Source organism: Vibrio sp. (assembly GCF_984391705.1).
In genome coordinates, this window is the sequence record NZ_CFHWOM010000103.1 from 1 (window position 1) to 6,163 (window position 6,163).

At 44.7% G+C, this 6,163-nt stretch carries 6 protein-coding genes and 1 pseudogene; 3 read left to right on the forward strand and 4 right to left on the reverse strand.

The genetic code is table 11. From position 1 onward, the window contains the following. A pseudogene (locus AC4MRV_RS21300) lies at positions 1-119 on the forward strand (3-ketoacyl-CoA thiolase); the annotation flags it as partial. Positions 120-168: 49 nt separating this feature from the next. On the opposite strand, the gene punR reads toward AC4MRV_RS21300, so the two are convergent. Further along, complete coding sequence (gene punR, locus AC4MRV_RS21305; RefSeq protein WP_491189291.1) at positions 169-1,080, reverse strand: DNA-binding transcriptional activator PunR; 912 nt, start codon at positions 1,078-1,080, stop codon at positions 169-171. 142 nt (positions 1,081-1,222) lie between these two features. Here punR and punC point away from each other — a divergent pair, with 142 nt between their 5' ends. Beyond that, complete coding sequence (gene punC / locus AC4MRV_RS21310; protein ID WP_491189292.1) at positions 1,223-2,428, forward strand: purine nucleoside transporter PunC; 1,206 nt, start codon at positions 1,223-1,225, stop codon at positions 2,426-2,428. 48 nt (positions 2,429-2,476) lie between these two features. Here the strand turns inward: punC and AC4MRV_RS21315 are convergent, their stop codons facing one another. Beyond that, positions 2,477-3,253 carry a transporter substrate-binding domain-containing protein gene (locus AC4MRV_RS21315; protein WP_491189293.1) on the reverse strand — a complete coding sequence of 259 codons (777 nt, stop codon included), beginning with the start codon at positions 3,251-3,253 and terminating at the stop codon, positions 2,477-2,479. 102 nt (positions 3,254-3,355) lie between these two features. Here AC4MRV_RS21315 and AC4MRV_RS21320 point away from each other — a divergent pair, with 102 nt between their 5' ends. Further along, positions 3,356-4,096: an amino acid ABC transporter permease gene (locus AC4MRV_RS21320; protein ID WP_491189294.1), complete on the forward strand. Its 741-nt coding sequence runs from the start codon at positions 3,356-3,358 to the stop codon at positions 4,094-4,096. Positions 4,097-4,178: 82 nt separating this feature from the next. Here AC4MRV_RS21320 and glmU read toward each other — a convergent pair whose 3' ends face one another. Next, a complete protein-coding gene (gene glmU / locus AC4MRV_RS21325; protein ID WP_491189295.1) occupies positions 4,179-5,540 on the reverse strand; it encodes a bifunctional UDP-N-acetylglucosamine diphosphorylase/glucosamine-1-phosphate N-acetyltransferase GlmU in 1,362 nt (453 codons plus the stop codon). A gap of 151 nt (positions 5,541-5,691) precedes the next feature. Further along, complete coding sequence (locus tag AC4MRV_RS21330) at positions 5,692-6,114, reverse strand: F0F1 ATP synthase subunit epsilon (protein ID WP_038141388.1); 423 nt, start codon at positions 6,112-6,114, stop codon at positions 5,692-5,694. Positions 6,115-6,163: the final 49 nt, after the last annotated feature.

Consider the following 6,163-nt stretch of genomic DNA (forward strand, 5'->3'; position numbering starts at 1 on the left):
GCTCACGTATCTCAACAACGTTAATCAACCTTATGGAAGCGAAAGACGCGAAATACGGTCTGGCAACCATGTGTATCGGTTTAGGTCAGGGTATTGCGACGGTATTTGAGCGTCCTTAGACTTTAGCCCTTCTATTCCGATTGAAGCACCAGCCTAGCTGGTGCTTTGTTATTTAGCTTGCAACCAATCCTGATAAAGTTGATCACTCGAGCCCAAATAATCGACCATCCATTGAATCATTTTGTGGTTTTCATCTTTGCGCCAAACTAGGCAGCAATGGCTCAGAGGTTTATCTTCAGGAAGAATTTTCTCAACCAAAACGCCTTCAGAGATCAACGGCTGCGCTATATGGCGTGGCATATAACCCACACCAACACCATGCTTTAAACACTCAATCGCACTGTACCAATTTGGCAGCAGTAAACGTCGCTGTTTCGGATAATGCACCGTATGACGCTTTGGTAGCACACTTGAAGTGTCATCTAGACAAATTGCCGGAAACTGACTAACAAACTCTTCCGTCAAGCTCTGCTGCTTTACACACAAATGGCTGGAAGACATCACGAAAGCCCAATCAAGAATACCCATTTCTTTGACTTCAAAATCCCCACCAACAGGTATTGCAGACGTAGCACCGATCACCACATCTGCACGGCCTTGAGAAATGGCTTCCCATGAACCATTGAACACTTCCATGTTGATCTGCAGTTCCGCATTGGGAAACGTTTGGTAGAAGTCTTCAATGAGTGGTTTAAGCCTCTCTAACTTCACAACGTTGTCCAATGTGAGCTTTAACGTTTTTTGCCACCCTTGTGCAACTCGACGAGTCTGCGCCTTCACCTCTTCCATTTGCCGTAACATAGTGCGAGCTTGTTTAAGAAAAACTTCTCCAGCCGCTGTGAGCTCTACTTTTCTTGGTAATCGCTTGAACAGCACAACATCCAATTCTTGTTCAATTTGGCGAATACTATAGCTCACGGCAGAAGGTACTTTATGTAATACCTCAGCGGCAGCGGTAAAACTCTCTAGTCGAGCAACGGTATCCACCAGCTCTAGTGACGATTGAGAAAAAGCCCCCATACCTAACCTTTCAAAAAATTTGATTGATAACTATAAATTTTAGCGTTTCATTTTATTAAAAGCGAAGAATAGACTACGCAAGTTAATAAAAAGGTTGGCGCCAACGGATAAACACCTATCAATTATTTTGAATGGATAAACAATGAATATTTCAAAATTACAACTTTTTTACTTAGCCCTACTGTCTATGCTTGGCTTCATCGCAACAGATATGTACTTACCTGCGTTTAAAGCGATGGAGATTGATTTTGCAACAGGGCCAGAGCAAATCGCACTATCACTTACCGTCTTTTTGGTCGGAATGGCTTTTGGCCAATTGATGTGGGGTCTAGCGTCTGACAAATATGGACACCGAAATACCCTTGCAGCAGGTTTAGTCGTATTCACCATTGCTTCATTCGGGTTAGCTTTCAGTGATCAAGTCTGGCAACTACTGGCACTGCGCTTTGTACAAGCCATCGGTGTTTGTGCTCCAGCAGTTATCTGGCAAGCGATGGTAATCAAACGCCACTCTAGCAGCAGCCAACAAATCTTTGCCACCATTATGCCGCTGGTCGCTCTTTCTCCAGCACTAGCACCACAGCTAGGCGTACTTCTTGCCGATAGTTTTGGCTGGCACAGTATTTTTGTCACTCTCACACTAATGGGGGTAGTGCTCGTCATCGCGACGATGGCACAAAAGAGTGAAAAGGTTGAAGCAAAACAAACCAGCATGTCTGCAGACATCAAAGCATTACTCGCTTCTAAAACTTACTTAGGCAACGTATTCATGTTTGCGACTGCTTCTGCCGCGTTTTTTGCTTACTTAACCGGCATGCCAGAAATAATGGCTCAACTTGGCTACGAAGCAAAAGATATCGGGCTGAGCTTCATTCCTCAGACGATCGCATTTATGGCGGGTGGTTATCTAGGTAAAGTAGGTGTGCGTAAATTTGGCGATGAAAAAGTACTGCGTCAGCTCATTGGTCTATTTAGCGTCGCTGCACTACTGATTTTTATCGCTTCACAGTGGCAACTGACATCAATCTGGCCAATCCTAGCGCCTTTCTGCCTGATTGCAGTAGCAAATGGAGCGCTATACCCAATCGTTGTTAACCGAGCATTAGCGAGTGCGAAACAAAGTCCTGCAACCGCTGCAGGTCTACAAAATAGTCTCCAGATTTGTGTTAGTAGCCTTGCGAGTGCATTGGTAGCTGCAATGGCGAGCCAAGCTCAGATGGTCACTGGTATTGCCATCATCCTATGCATGTTTGGGATGTGGCTAGGCTACATAGTGTCAAATCGTGAACTATCTCAGCACTTCACCACGCCAGACAATGCTCGCGTAGTGAGCGAAGAAGAAATCTAACTTAGCAACCATCGAGCCGTTATATTGGCTCGATGGTTTTCTCATTGTTTAAAGGCTTTTCAAGCCCCATTTTTCCGCCGTTGCTTTAAAGAAACCTTGAGTCTTTTTCAACTCCACCCAATGATTAATGTAATTAATCCACACTTGATCATCTTGCGGTAGCAGCATCGCAATAGGTGTAGGCTTACGAGGCTCTTTAACTGGAACAATGGCCAATTGTTTAAACTTTTCCACCAGCGTCGCAGCTTCTACGTTTGAAGTCACAGAAACATCAGCTCGACGAGCAAGCAGTTCTTGGAAGTCACGAGCTGGCGCTTCAATCACAATATGCTGAGCTGAAGGAAAAAAGTCTTTCACCATCTTTTCCTGTACTGTTCCTAACGTTGCCGCCACTTTCACTCCTGGTTTGTCAAAGTCCGCCCAATCAGAAAACTGATCTAAGTCTTTCTTTTGCACCACAGGCACAAAGGCAAGATAGAAATATGGTTGGCTGTAACCTGCTACCTTTGCACGTGACATGTTTAATGAGGCACTACCAGTAATATCATACTTATTAGCAGTAATACCATTGACCAGAGTCTTCCAATCTGTCGCTACGTATTCCACCTTAACACCTAGATCTTTTGCCAATTCAGTTGTCACATCGATATCAAAGCCACGATAACTATTCGTCGCAGGATCTTTCATGGTCATCGGGTTCCAATCACCAGTCGTGCCAACACGTAATACGCCACTATCCAATATTTCGTTCAACCGGCTTTCTGCAAAAGTGAAATGACTGATAGCGAGTAGCCAGAGGCCAACAGCAAAGATAAGCTTTTTCATTGTATTTCCTTATATACTTATTTTGATTAAAGATTTACCAAGGCAACCTTGATAACATAGCAGTAACATGTGGCATTTTTTAGTCTAGTTAGGAAATGAAGATTGAATAATCGAACTCTGTGGCTCTTTTTCCCTCTTTTACTGACAGGTTGCTCGGATTATCAATGGGGCTGGTATGTACTTGCCCCTTCCACAGAGCAAGGGTTGACCAATATTCGGTTCCTTGTCGCTGGCTTTAATGACACTATCCAAGTGTCACTGCTCAGCATGCTGTTTGCCATGACATTAGGATTAGTCATCGCTTTGCTAGCTCTATCTAGCTCCCCTGTACTTCAATGGACAAACCGAGTTTATGTCGAAGTCATCCGTTCAATACCGGTACTGGTGCTACTCCTTTGGGTTTACTACGGAATGCCTACTCTGCTCGATATATCACTTAATCATTTCTGGGCTGGGGTCATTGCTTTAACTGTCGCGGAAAGTGCATTTATGGCAGAAGTATTTAGAGGGGGAATTCAAGCAATCAGTCGTGGCCAACACGAGGCAGCAGAGTCACTGGGATTAAATTACTGGCAAAAGATGCGCTTAGTGATCCTACCTCAAGCATTCAGACAAATACTACCTCCGCTCGGTAACCAGTTTGTCTATATTCTTAAAATGAGTTCATTAGTCAGTGTGATTGGTTTAAGTGATTTGACTCGACGTGCCAATGAACTAGTAGTTAATGAGTACTTACCTCTAGAAATATACACCTTCTTAGTTCTGGAATATTTAGTCTTAATCTTGCTGGTTTCTCAGGCTGTTCGCTGGCTAGAAAAACGTATCGCGATCCCTAGCTATTAAACGGGCGTAAACAAATAAACGACAGATAGAACAAAGCCGCTAGAAGCGGCTTTGTTATTTATTCAAACAATATAGCGGAGCATTACTTCTGCTTTAGTGGGCGTTGCCAGCCTGAAATTTTACGCTCTTTGGCGCGAGTAATGACTAACTCACCTTCTTCAACGTCTTTGGTCAATGTTGTGCCAGCCCCAATAGTAGCGCCATCAGCAATCGTCACAGGTGCGACTAACTGGCTATCAGAGCCAACAAACACATCGTTGCCGATCGTTGTTTTGAACTTATTTGCGCCGTCGTAGTTACAAGTGATCACACCAGCACCCACATTCGTGCGTTGACCGATTTCTGCGTCACCCAAATAAGTAAGATGGTTAGCTTTCGAGCCTTCACCGATACGTGCGTTCTTCACCTCAACGAAGTTACCAACATGAGAGTCGTTACGCATTTCAGCCCCAGGGCGGAGTCGGGTAAATGGCCCCACGGTACACTCTTCGCCAACGGTTGCACCGTCAATTACGCTGTAAGGACGAATAACTGTATTGTCGTCGATTTCACAATCTTTCAGCACACAGCCCATACCAATAACAACGTTATCACCTAAGGATACGTTTCCTTCGATGATTACGTTCGCATCGATTTCGCAGTCCATACCACATTGCAGCTCACCACGCAGATCAAAACGTGCAGGATCACGGAGCATCACCCCCTGTTCTAGCAGCTTTTGAGCTTGCATAGATTGGAATGCGCGCTCTAGACGAGCAAGCTGAGCTCTGTCATTCACGCCTTCGACTTCAATAGGGTTCACAGGGTGCACAGCTTCAACAGCACGGCCTTCATCATGAGCAGCTGCAATAACGTCTGTTAAGTAATACTCACCTTGAGCATTGTTGTTGTTTAAGCCAGAAAGCCAGCGCTTAAGATCGCCACCAGTCGCAACCATCACACCTGTGTTGATTTCTTTGATCAACTTCTGCTCATCAGTGGCATCTTTTTGTTCCACGATCGCCACTACAGGACCATTACGGCGCACAATACGCCCATACCCCATAGGGTTATCTAAGACGACAGTTAACAGTGCAATACCACCTGTAGGTTGAGCGTCCAGCAAGCCTTCAATCGTCTCTTCAGAAATCAATGGCACATCACCGTAAAGCACTAAGATCTTTTCATCATCTTCAAACTGAAGAGAAGCTTGATCGACCGCGTGACCAGTACCCAATTGATCGGCTTGTAGCACCCAATTTACATTTTCATTAGCCAGCTCTGCTTGCATTTGATCACCGCCGTGACCGTAGACCAAATGGATATTCTGCGCGCCCAAGCTATTGCACGTATCAATCACATGCTTAGCCATTGGCTTGCCTGCCAAAGTATGAAGTACCTTAGGCTTACTTGAATACATGCGAGTGCCTTTACCCGCCGCAAGAATTACTGCGCTAAATTTCATTTATGGACCTGTCTGACGTTGTATTAAAATTGAGAGGTATTTTAGACACTAATTGATAATTAGTTAATTGAACAGAAAAAAATTCTAATAAATAATAAGCAAAAAGGCGGTCAATTGACCGCCTTTATCACTTTTAAAACAACGTTATTGATTAACGACGCTGTTTTGTCAGCTCGATTACTCGTAGCTGAGCAATGGCTTTAGCCAGTTCACTAGCCGCTTGAGCGAAGTCCATATCACCGTGCTGGTTTTGAATTGCTTCTTGAGCACAACGCTTAGCTTCTTCAGCCTTAGCTGCGTCCAGTTCTTCACCACGGATAGCTGTATCAGCCAGTACAGTCGCTGTACCTGGTTGAACTTCTACCATACCACCAGAAACATAAATATATTCCTCGTGACCGTGCTGCTTAACTAGTCGCACCATTCCAGGCGTGATAGCGGTTAGCAGCGGAGTGTGCCCATGGAAAATACCAAGTTCACCTTCGCTACCGGTCACCTGAAACGTTTCAACACGACCAGAGAAGATTTTCTTCTCAGCGCTCACTACGTCTAGGTGAAAGGTTATTGCTGCCATATCGCCTCCTAGTTAGCCTTATAGCTTCTTCGCATTCTCGATAGCATCG

Bases quoted from the DNA above. Each gene is read 5' to 3' on its own strand.
- AC4MRV_RS21330 (WP_038141388.1), bottom strand. From the start codon at position 6,114: ATGGCAGCAATAACCTTTCACCTAGACGTAGTGAGCGCTGAGAAGAAA.
- AC4MRV_RS21315 (WP_491189293.1), bottom strand. From the start codon at position 3,253: ATGAAAAAGCTTATCTTTGCTGTTGGCCTCTGGCTACTCGCTATCAGT.
- punC (WP_491189292.1), top strand. From the start codon at position 1,223: ATGAATATTTCAAAATTACAACTTTTTTACTTAGCCCTACTGTCTATG.
- punR (WP_491189291.1), bottom strand. From the start codon at position 1,080: ATGGGGGCTTTTTCTCAATCGTCACTAGAGCTGGTGGATACCGTTGCT.
- glmU (WP_491189295.1), bottom strand. From the start codon at position 5,540: ATGAAATTTAGCGCAGTAATTCTTGCGGCGGGTAAAGGCACTCGCATG.